The organism is Robertmurraya sp. DFI.2.37 (assembly GCF_029211245.1).
GTDB lineage: Bacteria > Bacillota > Bacilli > Bacillales > Cytobacillaceae > Robertmurraya > Robertmurraya methanolica_A.
Genome location: NZ_JARGEJ010000029.1, coordinates 23,939 through 47,805 on the forward strand (window position 1 = coordinate 23,939; position 23,867 = coordinate 47,805).

Here is a 23,867-nt window from a genome sequence, read left to right on the forward strand (position 1 = left end):
TTGTTGAGAAAAAGCTAGTGAGGGTGGATAATGATGAAGCTAATTGTGGGATTGGGGAATCCAGGAAAGCAATATGAGAAGACAAGGCATAATATCGGGTTTGAAGTCATTGACGAGCTGGCGAAGAGGTTACAAATTCCCCTTGCTCAATCAAAGCACAAAGGGCTTTATGGGATTGGAAATGTGCGCGGAGAAAAAGTGGTTTTATTAAAACCATTAACATATATGAACTTATCTGGTGAATCGGTTAGACCCTTGATGGATTACTATCAAATTGAGATGGAGGATTTAATCGTCATTTATGATGATCTCGATCTTCCGGTGGGTAGAATACGCTTGAGACAGAAGGGCAGTGCGGGAGGACATAATGGAATAAAATCTATTATTGCCCATTTAGGTACGCAGGAATTTAATAGAATACGAGTAGGGATTAATCGACCAACAAACGGGATGCCTATTACAGATTATGTGTTAGGGCGCTTTACAAAAGAGGAGCAAGAGCAGCTTGAAGTCGTTATTCAAAAATGTTCAGAGGCCTGTGAGGCTACTTTAGAAAGGCCCTTTCTTCAAGTGATGAATGATTTTAATCAATAAATAATCAGAGTTTGGCAAAATAATCTGATATAAGTCTTGAATAAGTACCTTTTAAACCGTTCATAATAAAATATAGAATGGTTTAAAAGGGAGGGCTATACGTGGCTCTAAAATATTATTGTCGTCATTGTGGAGTCCAGATGGGCAGGATTGATGATATGTCAGTTGATATGGAGAGATTAGGACTCCATAAGCTAACCAATGAGGAAAGAATGGAAATGGTCTCTTATGATTTAACGGGAGATGTGCATATTAAATCAATATGTGAAGACTGCCATGAATCGTTGGAACGAAACCCGGCTTTTTATCAAAATGATTATCTCATTCACTAATACAAGCTTTGGACTTTTTATCCAAAGCATTTTTCTGTTTTGATTTTTGCAATTATTTTTTATTTTTGGTTTTGTTTAACAGGATGGTTAATAAAGTTTATTTAAGCAAAATAGTTTAACAGCTCCTATTTTTTACAAGGAATAGGAATTTTACTATAAAGATATTTTCCAGTAGACATGGGAGGAGGAGCCTTGTGTTAGGTCTTAAACAGCTATTTACAGGACAGGATGATATTCGCTCGGTTATTGCAGGCGTTCAGGAAGGACTTAAGGAACAATTGGTTGCGGGTCTATCGGGCTCTGCAAGAACGGTATTTTTAGCATCCGTTTATAATGAAACGAAGAAGCCCTTATTGATTGTAACTTACAATCTATTACAGGCTCAGAAGCTATATGATGATCTTACTCAGCTCGTTGATGAAGAAGAGGTATTTTTATATCCGGCCAATGAATTAATTGCGGCAGAAATGAGTGTTGCCAGTCCGGAATTAAGGGCCCAGCGCATAGATGTATTAAATTATTGGAGCCAATATGATAAAGGAATGATTATCGTCCCGATCTCAGGTTTACGAAAGATTATTCCTCCGAAATCACTGTGGCAGGAACAACAAATTACTTTAAGGGTCGGGGAAGATATTGATATTGAGGCCCAGTTATTACAATTTGTTGAAATGGGATATGTTCGCTCAGAGATGGTGTCATCCCCAGGAGAATTTAGCGTCAGGGGTGGAATTATTGACATTTATCCATTAACAGAGGCAGATCCGATTCGCCTTGAATTGTTTGATACTGAAATTGAATCAATCCGATATTTTTCCCTTGAGGATCAGCGGTCTCGTGATAAATTAGGGGAGATACTCATCGGGCCGGCGACGGAAACTCCACTTCAAAACGAGCATTATGAACGGGTCGCGGATAAGCTTGAAGCAGGTTTAAGCAAAAGTCTAAAGAAGATAAAGGATGAGAAGGCAAAAATTACCCTCACACAAAATATTAATCATGAAATTGAGCAACTGAGAAATCAGCAAAAACCGGAACAGCTCTTTAAGTATCTTTCGTTGGCATATGAACAGTCTAATAGTCTAGTGGACTATTTACCGGCAAATGCCCTAATTTTTGTTGATGAAATTAGTAGAGTTCAGGAAATGAATGATTCTTTGGATAAGGAAGAAGCAGAATGGTACCTCAGTCTACTTAGTGAAGGAAAGATTATTCATGATTTGATGATCAGTCATCAAATTCAATCAAGGATGCAAAAGGTAAGGCATCCGCTCATTTATATGTCTTTATTTTTAAGGCATGTTCCAAATACAAATCCACAAAACATCATCAATATATCCTGTAAGCAAATGCAAAATTTCCATGGACAAATGCATGTTTTGAAAAGTGAAATTGAGAGGCTGAAAAAAGGAAATTATGCGGTTGTATTCCTCGGTGCGGATGAAAAGCGAGTAGATAAGCTGGAGCGCGTACTGGAGGACTATGGAATAGATGCAGTTATAGCTCATGAAAGCCAATCATTAGCAGGTGGAAAAGTTCAAATTATCGAGGGCGATCTGCAAACAGGGTTTGAACTTCCTATTCAAAAGATAGCGGTCATAACAGAGGAGGAACTCTTTAATCGCAAGCCGAAAAAAACGCGCCGACGCCAACAGAAGCTATCTAACGCTGAGCGGATTAAGAGCTATTCGGAGCTTAAGGTTGGGGATTATGTTGTTCATGTGAACCATGGGATTGGTAAATATTTAGGGATTGAAACGTTGGAAATCAACGGGATTCATAAAGACTATCTTCATATCCGTTATCAAGGTAGTGATAAGCTTTATGTTCCAGTTGAACAAATTGACTTAGTACAAAAATATGTCGCTTCGGAAGGTAAGGAACCGAAAGTCTATAAGTTAGGTGGTAATGATTGGAAGAAGGTGAAGAGCAAGGTTCAATCGTCGGTCCAAGACATTGCTGATGATTTAATAAAGCTCTATGCCGAGAGAGAAGCTTCTAAAGGGTATGCCTTCTCACCAGACGGAGATATGCAAAGGGAGTTTGAAGCATCCTTCCCTTATCAAGAAACAGAGGATCAGCTTCGCTCCATTCAGGAAATTAAAAAGGATATGGAAAAGGAACGTCCAATGGATCGGTTGTTATGCGGTGATGTCGGTTATGGAAAAACAGAGGTGGCGATCCGTGCGGCGTTTAAAGCGATTGCAGACGGAAAACAAGTGGCAATTCTTGTTCCAACAACGATTCTGGCTCAACAGCATTACGAAACGATGCGTGAGAGATTTCAGGATTATCCAATTGAAATTGGTTTATTAAGTCGCTTTAGAACGAAGAAGCAACAAACAGAAACCATTAATGGGTTAAAAAATGGAACGATTGACGTTGTTGTTGGAACCCATCGTCTCCTTTCGAAGGGGATTACGTATCGGGACTTAGGCCTGCTTATTATTGACGAGGAACAACGCTTTGGCGTATCGCATAAAGAGAAAATTAAGCAGTTAAAAACAAATGTTGATGTCCTCACCTTAACGGCGACTCCGATACCAAGAACATTGCATATGTCGATGCTGGGGGTTCGTGATCTATCCGTTATTGAAACTCCTCCAGAAAATCGCTTCCCTGTGCAGACCTATGTGATGGAGTATAACGGGGGACTAGTTAGAGAAGCAATTGAACGAGAATTAGCTCGAAATGGTCAAGTATACTTCCTTTACAATCGTGTTGAGGATATTGAGCGCAAGGCGGAGGAAATATCTATGCTTGTGCCGGATGCTCGGGTAACGTATGCTCACGGTCAAATGACGGAAAACGAGCTGGAATCCGTCATGCTTGGGTTTTTGGCAGGCGAATTTGATGTTCTTGTCAGCACAACGATTATTGAGACAGGGGTTGACATTCCGAATGTGAATACGCTGATTGTTTTTGATGCAGATCGGATGGGATTATCTCAGCTTTATCAGCTCCGTGGGCGTGTCGGGCGCTCCAATCGTGTTGCCTATGCTTATTTTACGTATCGTAAGGATAAGGTGCTGACGGAGGTTGCGGAGAAAAGGCTTCAAGCAATTAAAGAGTTTACGGAGCTAGGATCCGGCTTTAAAATTGCGATGCGTGATTTATCGATCAGAGGAGCTGGAAATATTTTAGGTGCCCAACAGCATGGATTTATTGACTCAGTAGGTTTCGATCTTTATTCTCAAATGCTGAAAGAAGCAATTGAAGAGCGTAAAGGTGAATTTGAAAAAGTGGAGAGAGAGCAAAGCGTGGAAGTGGATTTAGAAATCGATGCCTATATCCCTGATACGTACATTGCCGATGGGCATCAAAAAATAGAGATGTATAAACGATTCCGTGGAGCAACTACGTTGGAAGAGGTTCAAGAGCTGCAGGAAGAAATGATCGATCGGTTTGGAGAGTATCCAAAGGAAGTCTCTTATTTATTCCAAATTGCAGAGATTAAAGCTCATGCGATTATGGTGGGTGTGGAATCGATTAAACAAATAAAGGACGAAGTCACGATTCTGTTGTCTGAACAGGAAAGTGCTCGAATTAATGGGCAAAAAATCTTTGAAATCAGCAACCAGTTTCGACGAATGGTTGGCTTAGGCATGGAAGGCAATCGATTGAAAATGGTCCTTCATATAAAAGGAGTTGAAGTTGCTCACTGGCTTCAAGCTGCTTTCACAATGGTCCAGGGGCTCCAAGAGGCTAAGCGAGATGAGGAAAAAACGGTCTCTTAATAGAGCGGCGATTTTATCATGTGTAAGGGCGAATTTATATCGTTGCGGGTACCAAATTGGAAATTTGGGCATATCCTTTCGTTTGATTTTAAGAAGTCATGGGTATAGAAAACCATAATGGAATATTTTCACTCTGATGGAAGAAATACTAAACAGGAGAAAAAATATTTGTTTGTGAATAGAACTTTCCAGATGAAAGATACTAAGTTCAAACATGGCAAGATTTCACATCCGTTGAAGTCATGCTAGTGCTACAAAATCATCAGATGAAAGTGAGGCAACATTGGATGAAAGCAACTGGTATTGTTCGTCGAATCGATGATTTGGGTCGTGTCGTGATTCCGAAAGAAATTCGCAGAACACTTCGCATTCGTGAAGGGGACCCACTAGAAATATTCGTTGACCGCGATGGAGAAGTCATTTTAAAAAAATATTCTCCTATTAGTGAATTAAGCGATTTTGCTAAAGAATATGCAGAAGCACTGTATGATAGTTTAGGAAATCCCGTTTTAATCTGTGACAGAGATGCTTATATTGCGGTAGCAGGGAGTTCAAAGAAGGATTATTTAAACAAAAATATCAGTGACCTCATGGGAAAAACTATGGAAGAACGAAGCTCTGTTTTAAAGACAAGTCAAGGAGAAGTTTCGCTTGTTGATGGAAATGAGGAAACGGTGACATCTTATACAGTAGGCCCAATCATTGCGAATGGAGATCCAATCGGGGCAGTTGTCATCTTCTCTAAAGAAAAAACATTAGGTGAGGTCGAACAAAAAGCAGTAGAAACGGCTGCAGGATTCCTTGCACGCCAAATGGAGTCGTAATTTTTGAGGGAGCTGTAGTTAAAAGACTTTCTATTTGCACAGATGATTTTCGTGAAATGTACTTTTTAGAAACGCGTGTGCGATACACGCGAAATGAGTCAAATATGTAACCATAGCCAATTTTGAAAAGGTAGCGTTCTACGGCTACCTTTTTTTTGTGGTGAAGGAAAACATAATTATTTGTATGGGTAACTCTTTTCATTGTTGCCCAATAAATATCTAGCTTCTAGTATTGTCCACTTAAGTTAACTGGAGGCTTATGCTCTGTATAGCTTTCTTAATCGCAAGGGCAGTTTTCTACGCGAATCTCCTTTCATTTATGCTAAACAGCAATTCTTTATTTTGGATGAGTCGCCCCCTCTCTACTTTTTCTCATCATGTTTCGAGTCTATGCTATAATACAGTCAATTCATTCACTTTATAAGTGTGTCGGAAGGAGTTGTACTTGTGCAGCCCGCACAACAGTCAAAGCTTTTAGTGAGAGGAGCATTCGTCTTAGCGATTGCTGCTTTATTAACGAAAATTTTGAGTGCTGTTTATCGAGTCCCTTTTCAAAATATCGTCGGGGATACAGGCTTTTACATATATCAGCAGGTTTACCCAATTTATGGGGTAGCCCTTGTGCTAGCAACAACAGGTTTTCCAGTTATTTTATCTAAGCTGTACACGGAGCAAAAAGGCCAGTTGGAAAAGCAACGTTTATTGGTTGTTTCAACCATTTTCTTCCTTGTAATCGGTGTTGCGATGTTCCTATTCCTTTATTATGGAGCAGAAACAATTGCTCGTTTTATGGATGATCTACAGCTTGCCCTTTTGATTCGGGTCATATCAGTTGTCTTTTTGATTATGCCGATCACAGCGATGCTAAGAGGTTATTATCAAGGAGAGGGAAATATGGTTCCGACTGCGTACTCGCAGGTCGGGGAGCAGTTTGTTCGCGTCGCGACTATTTTAATGACAGCGGTAATCTTCATGGGAACTGGAGCTAGCCTTTATGAGGTTGGAGCTGGGGCGGTATTTGGCTCAGTAACAGGGGGAATCGTTGGAGTCGTAATCCTACTCGCTTTCATATGGATAAAAAAAGATTACAGTGTGTTTCGATTGAAGGAGTCGGGTCGTTTATTCGAATATAAGGCAGTCTTGGCATTGTTAAAAGTGTTATTGATACAAGGCTTTGCCATCTGTATCAGCAGTATGCTTTTATTGTTAATGCAATTAGCGGATTCTCTAAACTTGTATTCGCTGCTCATATCGACTGGTATTAATGGAGAAGATGCTAAAGGAATAAAAGGTATTTATGACAGAGGACAGCCGCTCATTCAGCTCGGGACTGTAGTGGCAACGTCGATGTCCCTTTCGCTTGTTCCTTTAATAGCGAGCGAGCGCATGAAAAATAGAGTGGAGACGCTCAAGCAGCATATCCACTTAGCGATTCGCGTCAGCTTTGTCGTTGGACTGGGTGCTACAGTCGGTTTAATGACGATTATGGAGCCAACTAATATTATGCTGTTTGAAAACGGTGAGGGTTCTGAAGTTTTATCGATCATTTCAATCACCATATGGCTAAGCTCCATTATTATGACACTCATTGCTATTTTTCAAGGCTTGGGAGAAACGGTTTTTCCAGCAATTGCTGTTCTCATTGGTTTTGTTTGCAAATACTCCTTTAATCTTATGCTAGTTCCGACCTACGGTACAATGGGCGCGGCATGGGCTTCTAATCTGAGCCTTACCGCAGTGTTGCTCATTCTCTTTTTTCGGATGAGAAGGAAAAGAAAAGGAAGCATGAATCTCTTACCATTTACAGCGAGAGCCCTGACCGCAGCAGCAGCGATGTATATCGTTTTACAAGGCTTTTTGTCGATTACAGATTTTATGTATGCTTTTGGCCATCCGCGTTTAATTGCGGCTATGCAAGCGTTAACCGCAGTGGTTTTAGGGGCCTTTACTTATTTATTGGTGATTATTAGGACAAAGGTGTTTTCGATAGAGGAATTAACATTACTTCCTTTTGGAAGTAAAATCATGCATTTATTCCCACAAAAGAGAAATAGGAGATGATGAATGTTTTGAATAGAATCGTGATTATGGGGCTGGGCGCCGGTACGCTAGAACAATTACCATTAGGGATTTATCGGTTCCTAACTAAAGCTGAAAACGTGTTTTTACGGACAAGAGAGCATCCAGTTGTCAAAGAATTAGAGGCGGAAGGTTATATCTTTCCATCCTTTGACGATATATACGAAAAGCATAATTCCTTTGAAGCGGTGTATGAAGAGATTTGTGGTCGCTTGTTTCAGCTAGCAGCACAGCAGTCTGTTGTTTATGCTGTTCCAGGTCATCCACTTGTTGCTGAGCGCACGGTGCAATTGTTGTTAGAAGGCTGCGAAGGACGCGGGATCGAAGTTGAAATAGGCGGTGGGCAAAGCTTTCTCGATCCGCTTTTTCAGGCAGTAAAAATAGATCCGATTGAAGGGTTTCAACTCCTTGATGCAACAAGCTTGCATAAGGATGAACTGGAAGTACGGCAGCATATGATTATCGGGCAAGTATATGATAGCTTTATGGCATCCGAAGTAAAGCTGACACTTATGGAGAAGCTTCCGGATGACTATGAAGTTTACATTGTAACTGCAGCAGGGAGTAAAGAAGAGAAGGTAACGAGGATTCCCTTATATGAATTAGATCGAGAAGTGTCCCTTAATAATTTAACATCAGTCTATGTTCCGCCTGTTAAGAATGAAGAGGTTTTATATAAGCAATTTTCAAAGCTGCGTCAAATTATTGCTGATTTGCGCGGTCCAAACGGTTGTCCGTGGGATAAGGAACAGACGCATCAATCTTTGAAAAAGTATTTGATTGAAGAGAGTTACGAATTAATTGAAGCGATAGATGAAGAGGACATCGATCATATGATTGAAGAATTAGGGGATGTGCTCCTTCAAGTAATGCTCCATGCACAAATTGGAGAAGACGATGGTTTTTTCTCGATCGATGATGTGATTGCAGCGATAAGTGAGAAAATGGTGAGACGTCATCCCCATGTGTTTGCTGATAGTCAAGCAGACACTTCAGAGGATGTGGTGAAGAATTGGCAAGAGATTAAAAAAGCAGAAAAAGGAAAAGAATCGGTCACATCGCATTTAGAAGAGATTGGGAAACATTTGCCAAATGCGTTAAGGGCGTATGAGCTTCAAAAAAGGGCAGCAAAAGTTGGGTTTGACTGGGAGAATGTCGAAGATGCGTTTGTAAAAGTAAGAGAAGAGCTCGACGAGTTCGAGAAAGAAATGAACGAAAACTCTTCTGAGCGCCTGATGCAAGAATTCGGTGACCTGCTTTTTGCTTTTATTAATGTGGCGCGTTTTTATAAAATAAACCCTGAGGAAGCCTTGTTTCATACCAATCAAAAATTTATTCGTCGATTCACATATGTTGAAGAAAGGGCGAAGGAAAATGGCAAAGATTTTGCCGATTATACTTTAATGGAATTGGATGCGTTTTGGAATGAGGCAAAAAGCAAAGGGTTATAAGATTGACAGCAATGACATGAATAAGTAAAAAGAAATAGGGGAGTGAATGCTATGCGTTTAGATAAATTTTTAAAGGTTTCACGACTAATAAAGCGAAGAACGTTGGCAAAGGAAGTAAGTGATCAAGGACGAATTACGATTAATGGACAAGTAGCAAAGGCTAGTTCAACAGTGAAAGTCGGCGATGTGCTTGCTATTCGTTTCGGGCAAAAGCTTGTTACCGTTAAGATTGAGAGGCTTCAGGAAACAGTAAGGAAAGAAGATGCGGCGGCAATGTACTCTGTCGTAAAAGAGGAAAAAGTAGAAAACTAAGATGCCATTTATGCTGAATGGGAGTCTGCTCCCATTCGCTTAGTCTATAAGCAAAAGGCGATGTTATATTTCGTGTTGATCTTTGACTCATTTCGTGTGAAACCAAGTTTTTACACGAAATGAGTCAAAGATCGCTTTAGCGCCAATTCTGTTTTAAGAAAGCGAAGCTAAAAACAGATGCTTTGTTCCTAGGGAACGCTAAAGCTTGTTCTATTACTCGCTATTGCTTCATACACTTGTACAAATGTGTATTTGTAAAAAGCGAGGGATGAGAAATGAGTCAATATCACGATATGAATACGACAAAGGGACCCGTCCAGGAGCACGATGTCATCATGAGGGGAAGAAAGCTCCTCGATATTACGGGTGTAAAGCAAGTGGAGAGCTTTGATAACGAAGAATTTTTGCTAGAGACTGTTATGGGTTTTTTAGCAATAAGAGGACAAAATTTGCAAATGAAAAATCTTGATGTCGACAAAGGGATTGTTTCGTTAAAAGGGAAGGTATATGATCTTGTCTATCTTGATGAACAGCATGGGGAGAAGGCTAAGGGCTTCTTTAGCAAGTTGTTCCGATGACACTGTCAACACAATTTTTAACGATGCTTGCCATGATTGGAATGGGGAGCTATTTTGGGGCCTCGTTGGATACGTACAACCGTTTTCTTCAACGTTCAAACAGAAAAAGGTGGATTGTGTTTTGTCATGATATCCTTTTCTGGTTTCTTCAAGGATTGTTGATTTTTTATGTGCTTTTTCTAGTCAATAAAGGAGAATTAAGGTTTTATATCTTTCTAGCCCTTTTATGCGGCTTTGCTGCCTATCAAAGTTTATTGAAAGCAGGATATTTGCGATTGCTAGAGATTGTCATTTCCATGGTAATCTCTATTTATCGGTTTTTTGTAAAAATGGTTCGTATTCTCATTTTTCGGCCTATTTATTCCTTGGTAATGCTTTTACTCTCTTTATTGCTGATGGTAGGAAAGGGACTTTTAGCACTTGCGAAAGGGTGTGGAAAGGTACTATTATTCGTTGTACAAGTATTATTGAAGCCATTTGAGTGGATTTTAAAGCTTTTTTGGAGTTTATTGCCGAAAAAGATTAAAAAAATGATCGAGAAGTTATATAATTATTTTGCAGGAATTTTTCATAAAAGCAAGAATATCATTAACAAGCTCATTTTTAAATTGAAGAAAATAAAAAAATAATGGTCATGATAAATCAGGAGGTGTGAAAATGAGTGTGATCAAGAAACAAAGAGTAACAAAGCTACAGTCAGAGTATGTTAAACAGCATGAAAGAAATGAAGTCAGTGCATCGAGAAGGAGAAAATTATTGATTCGGCGATTAGCGATGTTCTTTGTACTAGCATCTGTCATTTCTTATTTTATGATCTCTACACTCATTTCGCAGGCCTCCTCTTTAGAAGAAATAAAAGCAGAACAACAACAGTTAAACGAAGAGCTTGCTGGATTAAAGAAGAAGGAAATGATCCTCAAGGAGGAAATTGTTAAGCTTAATGATGATGAATATATTGCGAAGCTGGCAAGAAAAGATTATTTCTTATCCGAAGAGGGAGAAGTTATTTTTAATATATCAGAGGAAAAAGAGGAAAAAAGTTCCGAATAACCCGTCTTATTGACACTCTTTTTTCCTTTTCTGTATAATATATAGTAGTGTACAATTTCATTGCTCTGTCGTTTGGCAAGTGGAAGTTGGCCGTAGTATGACTTTTTAAATTCTTAAGGAGGAAAATTTTTTTTATGTCAATCGAAGTAGGCAGCAAGTTACAGGGAAAAGTAACAGGCATTACTAATTTTGGGGCGTTTGTAGAATTATCAGAGGGTTCAACGGGGCTTGTTCATATTAGTGAGGTCGCAGACAATTATGTAAAAGACATCAATGACCATCTTAAAGTAGGTGACCAAGTAGAGGTTAAGGTCATTAATGTGGAAAAGGATGGCAAGATCGGTCTCTCAATTAAAAAAGCTATAGATAAGCCTGAAAGAAGCACGCGACCTGAAAAAAGCTTTAAAGGTGGCGGTGATGCAAGAGGTTCAGGAGGACGTTCCCGACAAGGAAGAACAAATGATAATCGCGCTACAAAAGAATCATTTGAATCAAAAATGGCTCGTTTCTTAAAGGATAGTGAAGATCGCCTATCTTCTTTAAAACGTAACACAGAATCGAAACGTGGCGGAAGAGGCGCTAGAAGAGGCTAACTTGCTGCTGAATTAAATATATAGATCGGTTTTTTAACATTGAGGGCCTTTCCCTTTGTAAAAAACAAGTAAAAGAGCATCCGCTAGGCTGCTCTTTTTTTGATCTGAAATTATTTTAAATAGATTTAGTTCCCATTGTAAAATTCCACAACGGTTCTTCCGATTTCTATACTAATCCTTAGCACTGCGCTCTCTCAATCGAGTGTGAGAAATGCTATCTCGTTTGTTTGTCCGGTTTTGTAGAAAGCGAGTTATACGATGACTATATGGGCATCTGAAAAATTGAATTTCTTTAAGCCTCCAAATAGTGTTTGCACTAACTTGAGTACAAAATACTATTCATCACGTATAAATCATCAAATTGTTTGCTCACTCACCATCATTAGCCACATTAGCAGAGTAGATAGGCAAGCAATTTGTTTCCTTTTCGTACATTAACGTGAATGGAGTCGAAAGAAAAATATAGGCATGTCCGCAATTTTGACAAACTTCTAATAATGCCCTCTTTTATAATAATCAGCAACACATAAATTTCATCATCCATTAAAGGCCTGAACAGTTGTCGTCATTTCTTGGTTCAATCAATTAGCAAAGATGGGATAAATTATTAAAAATAGTAAGGAGTGTAGTTGTTATGGACAAGACAGTAAAGACATTGATCGAACCAGTAAGCGGTTTGAATTTAAACAACAAAGCGAAGCTTGACGTATCCTCAGGAATAAGAGGGCTTCTGCAAAAATTAGAAGCCTTCTTTTTAAAAAAGGGATATATTTTGTTCGTAATAGGCTTCCTACTTGGACGAGCTCTTATTTTATCAACACTTACCCCGTTTATTCTCCCGTTTTTTGCAGCGGTGTATGTCATCAGAAAGGAAAGGGCTCCGATCGCTCTTGTAGGATTGGTCGTAGGAGCCGCTACATTATCAGTAGTAGATGCTGCATACGCTTTTGGCAGTACTGTATTTTTTTTGTTTCTCTTTCGTGTTGCCCTTAATTGGTTGAAACAGGAGGTTAAAGCGCTTCCGTTTTTTGTGTTTGCCACGATTATAGTGAGTAAATTGGCGAAAAGTTTTATTGTCACGGGACAAATTTCTTTGTTTGATGGAATGATGGCTGGGGTAGAGGCGAGTTTAGGCTTTATCTTAACCCTTATTTTTTTACAAAGTATCCCCCTTATTTTGGCAAATAAGAGAAGGCAAACCTTAAAAACAGAGGAAGTTGTTTGTCTCATCATTATGCTTGCCTCCATTATGACAGGAACCATTGGCTGGTCCGTCTACGATTTGTCGTTAGAACATATTACATCGCGCTATTTAGTGCTTGTGTTTGCATTTGTTGCAGGAGCGACTGTTGGATCGACGGTGGGAGTCGTAACAGGTCTCATTTTTAGTCTTGCAAATGTGTCAAGCTTTTATCATATGAGTCTACTAGCCTTTGCAGGTTTATTAGGTGGTTTGCTCAAGGAAGGCAAAAAGGTCGGCGTCGTCATTGGTTTGTTTATTTCTACTTTATTAATTGGGATGTATGGCGAAGGTAGTGGTAATCTTGATAAAACCCTTTTGGAATCGGCGGCAGCGATGCTTTTATTTCTTCTAACCCCTCAGGGCTTAACATCAAAACTGGCGAAATATATTCCTGGGACGCCTGAATATGCAGCAGAACAGCAGCATTATATGAGAAAAATGCGGGATGTGACTGCCCAAAGAGTCGAGCAGTTTTCATCGGTTTTTCAAGCTTTATCCAATAGCTTTGCCTCTTATGACGATTTATCTGAACGGGATGATCCGGAAAGTCGAGAGCTTGACTACTTTTTGAGCAATGTGACAGAAAAGACGTGTCAAATGTGTTTTAAAAAGGAGCATTGTTGGGCGCGTAACTTTAATACAACCTATGATTATATGAAGGAAATTATGCATGAAATGGATCAAAATGATGGAACTATTTCACCAAAACTAGCACGGGATTGGGGTAAGCATTGTACGAAATCTCAAAAAGTAATGAATACGATTCAGCAGGAGCTTACGCTTTTTCAAGCGAATCAAAAGCTAAAAAAGCAAGTTCAAGAAAGTAGGAGGCTTGTAGCAGATCAATTATTAGGCGTGTCCACGGTGATGGGAGATTTCGCAAAGGAGATTCAAAGGGAGAGAGATAATCATCATAAACAAGAAGAACAAATTTATGAGGCCCTTCAGGAATTTGGGATCCATATTGAACATGTTGAGATATATAGTCTTGAACATAGCAATGTAGATATTGATATGACCATTCCCTATTGCAACGGTCACGGCGAATGTGAGAAGCTAATTGCCCCCGTTTTATCAGACATTTTAGGGGAAACGATCATTGTTAATTCCGAGGAATGTTCCGCTTATCCGAATGGTTTTTGCCATGTCACATTTCGTTCGGCTAAGGCATTTACGATTGAAACAGGGGTAGCACATGCTGCGAAGGATGGGGGATTTATTTCCGGGGACAGTTACTCAATGATCAGTCTAAGTGGTGGCAAACATGCTGTAGCGATCAGTGATGGCATGGGAAATGGGGAAAGAGCCCATATCGAAAGCAAAGAGACGCTCAAGCTTTTACAAAAAATATTGCAATCGGGGATTGAGGAAAAGCTAGCGATAAAATCGGTGAATTCAATTTTATCGTTAAGGACAACAGATGAGATTTTTTCAACATTAGATTTAGCAATGATCGATTTACAAGATGCCTCCGCAAAATTTTTAAAAGTAGGCTCCATTCCAAGTTTTATTAAGAGGGGGAATACTGTAAAAAAAATCCAAGCGAGTAATTTGCCAATCGGCATTATTCATGAATTTGATGTGGAGGTTGTGACAGAACAACTGAAGGCTGGTGATTTGCTTATTATGATGAGCGATGGAGTATTTGAAGGACCGAAGCACGTAGAGAATTATGATTTGTGGATGAAGCGGAAAATTGGTGAGTTAGCTACAGACGATCCGCAGGAAGTAGCAGATTTGATTATGGAAGAGGTGATCCGCTCGAGATCAAATACGATCGAGGATGATATGACAGTTGTCGTAACGAAAATTAAGCATAATACGCCAAAATGGGCGACCATACCAATCCATAAATACCAGAAACAAGCATAAAGTACGAGACAGAGATGAGAGTGTCTTTAAAAAACTTAGAACATTATGAAATCAAGTTATAAGAACAGGTATAATTGCTCCTTTTCATGACGAAAATGGTAACAACCTGAAATGAGGAGGAGAAAGTATGAATCCAGGTACGTTAAAACAAATCTTGTTGATTACAGACGGATGCTCCAACCAAGGGGAAGATCCGGTTGCGATGGCAGCCTTAGCTAAGGAACAAGGTGTAACTGTAAATGTAATTGGCGTGATGGAACAAGATACAATTGACGAGCAAGGAATGAAGGAAATAGAAGGAATTGCCATGTCTGGGGGTGGAGTTAGTCAAGTAGTTTATGCTCAAAGCTTATCGCAAACGGTCCAAATGGTGACAAGAAAAGCGATGACTCAAACGCTGCAGGGCGTGGTGAATAAGGAACTGCAACAGATATTGGGAAGCACAAAGACGATGGAGGATCTACCACCTGAGCAAAGAGGGGAAGTAATGGAAGTTGTTGATGAGCTTGGTGAAAATGTAAAGCTAGAAGTATTGGTTCTTGTCGATACGAGTGCAAGCATGAAACATAAGCTACCAACTGTTAAAGAAGCATTGCTTGATTTATCTTTAAGTCTAAATGCGCGTGCAGGGAATAATCAATTTGGCGTTTTTGTATTTCCCGGGAAAAAGAAAGATGTCGAAAAATTGCTCGATTGGACTCCGCAATTAGAATCGTTAACGAGTATTTTCCCAAAACTCTCAACTGGAGGGATTACGCCGACAGGACCTGCTATCCGTGAAGCCCTTGCCTACTTTAAGAAAAAACGATCCTTAAGGAGTTTGTTATCTCGTGATGATGAACAGTTCTTTGAAGAATCTATGTAAAGTTCAACCGGGTACAATTATTGAAGGAAAATGGCATAAAAACCGCTATACGATTATAAAGGAATTGGGGTCTGGTGCAAATGGAATTGTTTATTTAGCACAATTTCATAATCAGAGGGTTGCTCTTAAAATGAGTGATAACGGAATGTCCATTACATCTGAGGTCAATGTCCTCAAGTCTTTTGCGAAGGTCCAAGGGTCATCCCTCGGGCCTTCTTTGATTGATGTAGACGATTGTTCAGTCCGGCGTCAAACCGTTTCATTTTATGCAATGGAGTATATTGCCGGCCCTGATTTATTAACATTTATTAATCAAAAAGGAACGGGATGGATCGAGGTATTGATGTTGCAGCTGCTGAGTGACTTGCACATGCTCCATGAAAAAGGATGGGTGTTTGGCGATTTAAAACCCGAAAACTTAATTGTTATGGGTCCGCCTCCAAGAATCCGCTGTATTGATGTTGGCGGTACTACTATTCAGGGGAGGGCAATAAAGGAATTTACAGAGTTTTATGACCGGGGCTACTGGGGGCTAGGAACGCGTAAAGCAGAGCCGACTTACGATTTATTTGCTGTTGCCATGATTTTGATTAATACAGCGTATCCGAAGAGATTTAATAAATCGACAGGCGGGATTACCCAGTTGCAGGAGATGATCCGCCGAGCCAAGCCTCTTCAAAAATATGAGGCAGTGATTGTAAATGCTTTGCATGGTAGATATCAATCAGCGAAGGAAATGCGTTATGATATGATTAGAAATTTGAATGAGCCAGGTAAGCATACCCAATCTTCTTATAGGAAGGGAAGTGCTAAACAGCCTATACAGAAATCAAGACAGTCTCAACATAAAAGAAAGGGTGGGTGGTTAGAGACGACGTTGATTGTGATGGTCATTTCCATTCTTTACATGATCTATATATATGGGCAAATAGGTTAAAAAGGGTAGAAAATTCAAAATAGAAAGGGGCAAATGAAAATTATCATAAGAAAGTGCTAATCCCCATAAAAATTACTAAAGTGCGCTCTGTTTAAATCGCTTCAGGAGAGTTGTATATGCGCGTTCTTTAATGGTAAGCTTGTATAGATAAATTTTCATTGACGTGTTGGAAAAAGGAAGAGATTATTTTGGAAAGAAAAGTAAAAGCTTTTCTAAAAAAGCGACAATTTAATTTGCAGAATAAAAGGATTTTAATTGGAGTATCTGGTGGACCAGATTCGCTAGCTTTACTTCATTTTTTGTGGCGTCATCAGGAACAATGGAATATCTATATTTTGGCGGCCCATGTTGACCATATGTTTCGTGGAGAAGAGTCGAAACAGGAAGCGTTATTTGTAAAAAAATTTTGTGAAGAAAGAAACATTCCATTTGAAATGAAGCAAATTAATGTCCAATCGTATATAGAAGAAACAGGGCGCAATTCGCAGGCGGCTGCTCGAGAGAAGAGATATGAATTTTTTACAGAAGTGCTTGAAAAACATCATCTTTCGATACTTGCTCTAGGCCATCATGGAGACGATCAAGTTGAAACAATATTAATGAGATTAACAAGAGGAAGTACGGGGAAAGCTAGGTCTGGGATTCCTTTTTCAAGGGACTTTCACAATGGCATTATTATTCGTCCATTTTTATGTTTGAATAGGGAAGAAATCGAAAGATATTGTTCACGCTATGAACTAAACCCGAGAAGGGATCCAAGTAATGACAAGGACATTTATAGCCGAAATCGATTCCGTAAGGTGGTTCTACCTTTTTTACGACAGGAAAATCCGCAAGTGCATGAGCAATTTCAACGCTTTAGTGAAGAGTTGGCTCAGGATGAAACCCTTCTTCTTTCATTAGCCCAGGAGAAGCTAAAAAACGTTATTTTAAAACATACTGATAATGAAGTAACTATTGATATCAAAGGATTTGAATCAATGCCTTTGCCTTTACAAAGGAGAGCTATTCAACTAATATTAAACTATCTTTATAAAGTTAGACCAGCTTCTTTATCCGCTTTACATATTGAAAAAATATTATCCATTTTAGAAAATCCACACCCCTCTAGCTCACTTGATTTCCCAAATGGGTTAAAGGTAGTTCGTTCGTACCAGGTATGTACCTTTCAATTTCAAGTACAAACAGACCCCACCCCTTATTCATTCGAAATGAGCGAGCCAGGTGAAGTAGTACTTCCTAATGGGGATATCATACGAATGGAATTTATCAATGGTGAACGACAGGAAGGATTGGGCCGCGATCAATTTCTAATTGGACTTGCAGAAGAACAATTACCAATTGTTATTCGCTCGAGGAAAAACGGTGACAGAATGGCCGTGATGGGGATGGATGGAACAAAAAAACTGAAGGCTCTTTTTATTGATGAAAAGATTCCGCAGGTTAAGCGCAATACTTGGCCGGTTGTGACGAATCGCTTCGATGAAATCCTTTGGGTACCTGGATTAAGGAAAGCAAAGCACTCTTTAACAGGAGCTAGTCAAAACAGTCAACACCGAAACATTCTATTAAGTTATATAAGCAATGATCTTCTAGGGGGCACAACGAATGATGAAAAAGGATATTGAAAAGGTACTTTTTACTGAAGAAGAGATTCAATCAAAGATTAAAGAGCTTGCTGCTCAATTAACAGAGGACTACCAGGATTCTTTTCCGTTAGCAATTGGGGTTCTAAAGGGTGCTATGCCTTTTATGGGTGACCTATTAAAACGAGTGGAGACGTATTTGGAAATGGATTTTATGGATGTTTCCAGCTATGGGAATTCAACGGTTTCTTCAGGAGAGGTTAAGATATTAAAGGATTTAGATACCTCAGTTGAGGGCAGGGATATTCTCATTATTGAGGATATTATTGATAGTGGATTAACGTTAAGCTATTTAGTGGAGTTGTTCCGTTACCGCAAAGCAAAATCAATTAAAATCGTTACTTTGCTTGACAAACCAACAGGTAGAAAAGCAAATATTAGTGCTGACTATGTTGGTTTTATTGTCCCTGACGAATTCGTTGTCGGATATGGGTTAGATTATGCAGAAAAATATCGCAACTTACCATATATTGGCGTTTTGAAGCCGGAGGTATATACGAATAGTGAAGAAGCGTAAAATAAGAAGGATTTAATGAGGCACTAAGAAGCCTTTAAATAAATTGAAATACGAACTAATTTATATTGTTAAAGTGTGCGAAGGTTCTGTGGAATGCAAGATTTAGCTGAGAGGGCAATTTCTTGTATTGGCGTAAATCTCTATGATACTATTTACTATAGTTTGTTGATGTGTGGGAGGAGGTAAGGGATGAATCGAATTTTCCGTAATACCATATTTTATTTATTGATTTTTCTCGTAATAATTGGCGTTGTTAGTTTCTTTAATGGAAACAATGAGCCGACAAAAGATATAAGCTATGACGAATTTATAGCCCATTTAGAAGCTGGTGAGGTTCAAGAGATCTCGCTCCAGCCTGAAAGAGGGGTATATGAAGTAAGAGGACGCCTTGCCAATTATCAAGAAGGCGAGTTTTTTATCACATATGTTTGGAATAGCGAACAGCTATTAGAGAAAGTAGATCAGGCAGCCGCAGCTTCTAAAGTAAAGGTTTTACCAGCGAAGGAACAAAGTGGTTGGATAACGTTCTTCACTTCTATTATTCCGTTTATCATTATTTTTATCTTGTTCTTCTTCCTTTTAAACCAAGCTCAAGGTGGCGGAAGCCGTGTTATGAACTTCGGTAAAAGCAAGGCTAAGCTTTATAATGACGAAAAGAAAAAGGTTCGCTTTAAAGATGTAGCTGGTGCAGATGAAGAAAAGCAAGAGCTGGTAGAGGTTGTAGAATTTTTGAAAGACCCGCGTAAGTTCTCTGAAGTCGGAGCAAGAATACCAAAAGGTGTTTTGCTTGTTGGACCTCCAGGGACGGGGAAAACATTGCTTGCAAGAGCTGTAGCAGGAGAAGCAGGGGTTCCATTCTTCTCTATTAGCGGTTCTGACTTCGTTGAAATGTTTGTCGGTGTCGGAGCATCCCGTGTTCGTGACTTATTTGAAAACGCAAAGAAGAACGCGCCTTGTATCATTTTTATTGATGAAATTGATGCGGTTGGTCGTCAGCGTGGAGCGGGCCTCGGTGGAGGACATGATGAGCGCGAGCAAACATTGAACCAATTGCTTGTTGAAATGGATGGTTTTGGTGTAAATGAAGGAATCATTATTATCGCTGCGACAAACCGTCCGGATATTTTAGATCCAGCATTGCTTCGTCCGGGTCGTTTTGACCGTCAAATTACGGTAGATCGCCCTGACGTAAATGGTCGTGAAGCAGTTCTAAAAGTTCACGCGCGTAACAAGCCGTTGGATGAATCAGTTAACTTAAAAGCGATAGCTGCACGTACTCCAGGATTTTCTGGTGCGGATCTTGAAAATCTACTAAATGAAGCAGCTCTAGTTGCTGCTCGTAGAAACAAGAAAAAAGTCGATATGGATGATATTGATGAAGCAACTGACCGCGTCATTGCTGGACCAGCGAAGAAGAGCAGGGTGATCTCTAAGAAAGAAAAGAATATTGTTGCTTTCCATGAAGCTGGACATACGGTTATAGGTGTTGTTCTAGAAGAGGCGGATATGGTTCACAAAGTAACGATTGTCCCTCGTGGTCAAGCAGGTGGTTATGCCGTTATGCTTCCAAAAGAAGACCGTTACTTTATGACAAAGCCAGAGCTACTTGATAAAATTGTTGGTTTGCTTGGTGGTCGTGTAGCTGAAGAGATTGTCTTCGGTGAAGTAAGCACAGGTGCACATAATGACTTCCAACGGGCGACAGCTTTAGCACGTCGAATGGTTACTGAGTTTGGGATGAGTGATAAGCTCGGTCCGTTACAATTTGGTCAAGCACAAGGAGGCCAAGTGTTTTTAGGTCGTGATATTCATAATGAGCAGAATTATTCTGATGCTATCGCTTATGAAATTGATTTAGAAATTCAACGTATCATTAAAGAGTGTTATGCGAAGGCGAAGCAAGTTCTCACTGAGAACCGTGATAAGCTTGACTTAATTGCCAACACTTTATTGGAAATAGAGACGCTAGATGCGGAACAAATCAAGCATTTATTTGACCATGGTACATTACCTGAAAGAACAACCGCGTCTGTTGATTTAGAAAAGACAGATTCTACTGGTACAGATGATGTAAAGGTAAATATCAGCACTAAGAAGGATGAGGATTTAGCCGAAAAGTCTGATTCTGATGAAGCTGAGAAGCAAGCTGATACGCAAGAATCTCCATCTACTACGGAAGATGAAGATAAAAAGAACTAATTAAAAGAGCTTATATCAAATGAAGCGTTTATAACATTGGCTACACGTTAAGGTGTCCTTTACGAGGGCACCTTTTCTGATCGGCTACGAGATTGCTCCTGAATCGAAAGAAGAAAACATTAAAACAGCGAACAAGTTCTTCATTTATGATAAAATGTTGGCAGAATGTGAGAAAAGGGTTAAAGCGACAGCTTTGTATAGGACAAAGAAAATACACTAAAGTGGTGATTTACGTGATATTTGTTTTTGATGTTGGAAATACGAATATGGTCTTAGGTGTGTATGATAAAGATGAATTGAAGCATCATTGGAGAATGGAAACAAATCGTTCCAGAACGGAAGATGAGTATGGAATTATGATCAAAAACTTATTTGAACATGTTGGATTAAATTTATCGGTGATTGAAGGGATTATCATCTCGTCTGTCGTACCTCCCATTATGCTCGCGCTAGAAAGAATGTGTGAACGCTATTTTCATCTAAAGCCGTTAATTGTCGGACCTGGCATTAAGACGGGATTGGATATTAAATATGAAAATCCCCGTGAGGTTGGGGCTGACCGGATTGTCAATGCGGTTGCTGCCATTCATGAGTATGGAAGCCCTTTAATTGTCGTAGATTTTGGAACAGCCACTACTTATTGCTATATTAATGAGCATAAGCAATATATGGGCGGTGCTATAGCACCTGGTATTCATATTTCTACGGAAGCTCTTTATTCAAAAGCAGCAAAGTTGCCACGAATTGAGATTGTTCCACCGACTGAAGGAGTGGTGGGTAAAAATACTGTTGCTGCGATGCAAGCGGGGATACTGTACGGCTATGTTGGACAAGTGGAAGAAATTGTGAAGAGAATGAAGAAACAAAGTAAGGAAAAGCCGATGGTTATTGCCACAGGCGGCTTATCAGGACTGATTGCAAGGGAAGCGAAAGTAATAGATATTGTCGATCCTTTTTTAACTTTAAAAGGGCTCCAGTTAATTTATAAACGAAATATGGAAACGCTAAGAAATAATATGTATAAAAGCAACTAAGGCAGACTGAAAGGGGTACTAAGATGAAGGATTATTTAGTAAAGGCGTTAGCGTATGATGCTCAAGTTCGGGCTTATGCGGTGCGGAGTACTGAAACCGTAGGGGAGGCGCAGAGAAGACATAACACTTGGCCAACTGCGTCAGCTGCTCTTGGCAGAACAATAACTGCAGGGATAATGATGGGCTCCATGTTAAAAGGAGAAGAAAAACTTACCGTAAAAGTGGAAGGGGATGGTCCGCTTGGGCCGATCTTGGTAGATGCGAATGCCAAAGGTCAGGTAAGGGGCTATGTTACGCACCCGCAAATTCATTTTGATTTAAATGAGCAAGGAAAGCTTGATGTGAAAAGAGCAGTAGGAACGAATGGTTTCTTATCGGTGGTTAAGGATATCGGTCTAAGAGATTATTTTACTGGTCAAGTGCCGCTAGTATCAGGGGAATTAGGAGAGGATTTTACGTATTACTTTGTTAAGTCAGAACAAGTCCCTTCTTCAGTTGGTGTGGGAGTGTTGGTGAATCCGGATAATACCATCTTGGCAGCCGGCGGTTTTGTCATACAGCTTATGCCTGGTACTGATGAGGAGACGATTACGAAAATTGAAGAGCGTTTAAAAGGTATTTCACCAATATCTAAGCTCATTGAGCAAGGATTAAGTCCGGAAGAAATATTAGAAGAAGTTTTAGGAAAAGAAAATGTGCGTTTTCTTGAAACTCAACCCGTTTCCTTTCAATGTACTTGTTCAAAGGAACGTTTTGCAGATGCTATTATTAGTCTAGGGCAAGATGAAATTACGGATATGATTGAGACGGATGGAAAAGCAGAAGCTCAATGTCATTTCTGTAATGAGAAGTATCAATATTCGCGTGAAGAGCTGGAACAGTTATTAACTGAAGCAAAATGAGTGGCGAGCGAATTTGTTTTGCTGTGATTCGGTTCTATTGATTCGGGGCAAAGAACAAATTGGAGGAGAAAAGGTTGGAGAGAAAGTGGGAGAAAAAGCAGCTGTGGATCATAATAGCTGGCCTTATTACAATCAATTGTTTGACTGTTGCTTTTTTTCTAACGAAATTAGGGACAGGTTTCGGAGGTAACGAAGTTGTAGCGACTGTTGGAAAAGAGGAAATAACGAGGCAGGATTGGCTCAAGGTCATGGAAGAGCGCTATGGAAAGGATACACTAAAGGAATTAGTTGATGAAAAAGTAATTGAAGCAATGGCTAAAAAATATGATATTTCCATATCTGAAGAAGCTGTTGAACGCGAACTATTTTTGATCAAAACGATGTATGGTTCGACTTCAAATGATACTGCGAACGAAGAAGAATGGAGAAAACAGATAAAATCGAGCTTAATGCTGGAGGAAATTTTAACAAAAGATGTTATTGTTCCAGAAGAGGATTTAAAATCTTATTATGATGAAAATATAAACTTCTATCATATCCCTACATCCTATCATGTTTCACAAATTATAGTGAAAACAGAGAAAGAAGTAGAGCAAGCAATAGAAGAATTGGAAAATGGCTCGGATTTCGCTGTTTTAGCAATGGAAAGATCTATAGATGAATTTAGCGCTGCTCAAGGGGGAGATATTGGATTTGTACGATCAGACGATGAAAATATCTCCGAACATTACATAAAAGCTGTTGATAAATTAAAACCAGGTGAGTGGAGTGAGGCAATTCCGGTTGATGAAGGATTTGCGATTGCTTTGCTTCATGAGAAAATCAATGGAAAAGAATACAGTTTTAAAGAAGTGAAGGATGAAATTCGCAGAGTCATCGCTTTAGAGCAAATGGAAGGGGAGTCTTCTGTTGAAGCTTTTTGGAATGAAGTGGATGTAGAGTGGTTCTACGGGGAAAAGTAATGAATACTTGAGTTTTGAGATTGAATCAAATATAAAGCTTGTCGTTTAGGCGGACTATTTTCGCAGTGACACTGAGATAAACTTTGTAAGCTAAAAGTTACACGAGCAATTGCTCGTGTATTTTTGTATAAAATCGCTAG

20 protein-coding genes are annotated in these 23,867 nt (G+C 39.5%); all 20 read left to right on the plus strand.

From position 1 onward, the window contains the following. The first annotated feature begins 33 nt into the window (after positions 1 to 33). The 20 genes from pth to PZE06_RS15480 all read left to right on the plus strand — a co-directional run bounded on the left by pth (position 34) and on the right by PZE06_RS15480 (position 23,727). Positions 34 to 594: an aminoacyl-tRNA hydrolase gene (gene pth / locus PZE06_RS15385; protein WP_150917000.1), complete on the plus strand. Its 561-nt coding sequence runs from the start codon at positions 34 to 36 to the stop codon at positions 592 to 594. Positions 595 to 695: 101 nt separating this feature from the next. Continuing rightward, positions 696 to 926, plus strand: coding sequence for an anti-sigma-F factor Fin (gene fin, locus PZE06_RS15390; RefSeq protein ID WP_150916958.1), 231 nt, complete (start codon positions 696 to 698; stop codon positions 924 to 926). 194 nt (positions 927 to 1,120) lie between these two features. Continuing rightward, the gene (gene mfd, locus PZE06_RS15395; RefSeq protein WP_150916960.1) at positions 1,121 to 4,663 is read left to right on the plus strand and encodes a transcription-repair coupling factor; all 3,543 of its coding nucleotides are present in this window, start codon (positions 1,121 to 1,123) and stop codon (positions 4,661 to 4,663) included. Between the two features lie 287 nt (positions 4,664 to 4,950). Further along, the gene (spoVT, locus tag PZE06_RS15400) at positions 4,951 to 5,487 is read left to right on the plus strand and encodes a stage V sporulation protein T (protein WP_150916962.1); all 537 of its coding nucleotides are present in this window, start codon (positions 4,951 to 4,953) and stop codon (positions 5,485 to 5,487) included. Between the two features lie 447 nt (positions 5,488 to 5,934). After that, positions 5,935 to 7,548, plus strand: a complete 1,614-nt coding sequence (locus tag PZE06_RS15405) for a putative polysaccharide biosynthesis protein (protein WP_150916964.1) — start codon at positions 5,935 to 5,937, stop codon at positions 7,546 to 7,548. Next, positions 7,545 to 9,017: a bifunctional methyltransferase/pyrophosphohydrolase YabN gene (gene yabN, locus PZE06_RS15410; protein WP_275791700.1), complete on the plus strand. Its 1,473-nt coding sequence runs from the start codon at positions 7,545 to 7,547 to the stop codon at positions 9,015 to 9,017. Before PZE06_RS15405 ends, yabN begins: the two co-directional genes overlap by 4 nt. A gap of 51 nt (positions 9,018 to 9,068) precedes the next feature. Next, entirely contained in the window at positions 9,069 to 9,329 is a 261-nt protein-coding gene (locus PZE06_RS15415; RefSeq protein WP_150916966.1) for an RNA-binding S4 domain-containing protein, read from the plus strand. 275 nt (positions 9,330 to 9,604) lie between these two features. Next, complete coding sequence (gene yabP, locus PZE06_RS15420) at positions 9,605 to 9,907, plus strand: sporulation protein YabP (protein WP_150916968.1); 303 nt, start codon at positions 9,605 to 9,607, stop codon at positions 9,905 to 9,907. Continuing rightward, on the plus strand, positions 9,904 to 10,536 hold the full coding sequence (yabQ, locus tag PZE06_RS15425) for a spore cortex biosynthesis protein YabQ (RefSeq protein ID WP_150916970.1): 633 nt from the start codon (positions 9,904 to 9,906) through the stop codon (positions 10,534 to 10,536). Before yabP ends, yabQ begins: the two co-directional genes overlap by 4 nt. Positions 10,537 to 10,564: 28 nt before the next feature. Next, the gene (locus PZE06_RS15430; protein ID WP_150916972.1) at positions 10,565 to 10,957 is read left to right on the plus strand and encodes an FtsB family cell division protein; all 393 of its coding nucleotides are present in this window, start codon (positions 10,565 to 10,567) and stop codon (positions 10,955 to 10,957) included. 134 nt (positions 10,958 to 11,091) lie between these two features. Then, positions 11,092 to 11,550, plus strand: coding sequence for a S1 domain-containing RNA-binding protein (locus tag PZE06_RS15435; protein WP_150916974.1), 459 nt, complete (start codon positions 11,092 to 11,094; stop codon positions 11,548 to 11,550). 634 nt (positions 11,551 to 12,184) lie between these two features. Next, entirely contained in the window at positions 12,185 to 14,665 is a 2,481-nt protein-coding gene (gene spoIIE, locus PZE06_RS15440) for a stage II sporulation protein E (protein ID WP_150916976.1), read from the plus strand. Between the two features lie 127 nt (positions 14,666 to 14,792). After that, complete coding sequence (locus tag PZE06_RS15445) at positions 14,793 to 15,530, plus strand: vWA domain-containing protein (RefSeq protein ID WP_150916978.1); 738 nt, start codon at positions 14,793 to 14,795, stop codon at positions 15,528 to 15,530. After that, positions 15,499 to 16,467 (plus strand): serine/threonine protein kinase, encoded by a 969-nt coding sequence (locus PZE06_RS15450; protein ID WP_150917004.1) that lies wholly within the window; start codon positions 15,499 to 15,501, stop codon positions 16,465 to 16,467. The genes PZE06_RS15445 and PZE06_RS15450 overlap by 32 nt, the downstream gene beginning before the upstream one ends. Before the next feature lie 188 nt (positions 16,468 to 16,655). After that, positions 16,656 to 18,095 carry a tRNA lysidine(34) synthetase TilS gene (gene tilS, locus PZE06_RS15455; protein ID WP_306421230.1) on the plus strand — a complete coding sequence of 480 codons (1,440 nt, stop codon included), beginning with the start codon at positions 16,656 to 16,658 and terminating at the stop codon, positions 18,093 to 18,095. Next, on the plus strand, positions 18,079 to 18,630 hold the full coding sequence (gene hpt / locus PZE06_RS15460; protein ID WP_213085525.1) for a hypoxanthine phosphoribosyltransferase: 552 nt from the start codon (positions 18,079 to 18,081) through the stop codon (positions 18,628 to 18,630). Before tilS ends, hpt begins: the two co-directional genes overlap by 17 nt. A gap of 189 nt (positions 18,631 to 18,819) precedes the next feature. Then, on the plus strand, positions 18,820 to 20,829 hold the full coding sequence (gene ftsH / locus PZE06_RS15465) for an ATP-dependent zinc metalloprotease FtsH (RefSeq protein WP_150916980.1): 2,010 nt from the start codon (positions 18,820 to 18,822) through the stop codon (positions 20,827 to 20,829). Positions 20,830 to 21,062: 233 nt separating this feature from the next. Further along, complete coding sequence (locus PZE06_RS15470) at positions 21,063 to 21,863, plus strand: type III pantothenate kinase (protein ID WP_150916982.1); 801 nt, start codon at positions 21,063 to 21,065, stop codon at positions 21,861 to 21,863. A 23-nt stretch (positions 21,864 to 21,886) separates the two neighbouring features. After that, positions 21,887 to 22,765: an Hsp33 family molecular chaperone HslO gene (gene hslO / locus PZE06_RS15475; RefSeq protein ID WP_150916984.1), complete on the plus strand. Its 879-nt coding sequence runs from the start codon at positions 21,887 to 21,889 to the stop codon at positions 22,763 to 22,765. A 74-nt stretch (positions 22,766 to 22,839) separates the two neighbouring features. Then, positions 22,840 to 23,727, plus strand: coding sequence for a peptidyl-prolyl cis-trans isomerase (locus PZE06_RS15480; RefSeq protein ID WP_150916986.1), 888 nt, complete (start codon positions 22,840 to 22,842; stop codon positions 23,725 to 23,727). Positions 23,728 to 23,867 lie beyond the last annotated feature (140 nt).